We start from the raw sequence: 590 nt of genomic DNA on the forward strand, positions 1-590 counted from the left end.
TTGGATCAGCAAGCACAATCGTCATCAAGTGGCTTTTTGCATGAGAAATCGTCCGATACATCTCAATCGCATACCACAACGGTCTCCTCTATCCTTGGGGCGACGGGCAACATCGTGTTAGACGCACAAGGAGAAGCCAAGATTTCTGCTTCTCATCTGCTTTCCGGTCAAGATATCAATGTGAGCGGAGAAAGTGTGACGATTGATGGCATGCAAGATCACCATAAAAGCCATTCAGAGACCCATGAAACGGGTTTTGGTGTGGGATCAGGCAAGGGCTTTGTGTCGATATACGGGAGTGAGGGAAAGACAGAAAATGAAGAGAGTTTTGAGCATCAAGGTTCTTCTCTCAATGCGGATGGTACGATCAACATCACTGCCAAGAAAAAAGATGTGAAAATTGTTGGCTCTGATCTTGCGGGTGAGAATATTAACCTTTCGGCAGCGCATGATGTCAATGTGCTTGTTGGTCATAATAGCCATAAGTCAAACTCTGTAGAAGAACGGGAAGGCTTTGGGTTTCAGTTTGAAAAGAGCAACAGCGGTGCTTCTGTAGGTGTTGGAATTGCAAGCGCCAAAGATACGGGCGA

1 protein-coding gene is annotated in these 590 nt (G+C 46.1%); it reads left to right on the forward strand.

Annotated features, from left to right (window positions below):
• Nucleotides 1–590 (forward strand): hemagglutinin repeat-containing protein (locus ACFIJL_RS09820; protein ID WP_375624550.1); only part of this gene is annotated, 590 nt, incomplete at both ends.

Origin of the sequence: Bartonella sp. TT119HLJHH, assembly GCF_042193385.1 — a bacterium.
In the GTDB taxonomy this organism is placed as follows: Bacteria; Pseudomonadota; Alphaproteobacteria; order Rhizobiales; family Rhizobiaceae; genus Bartonella.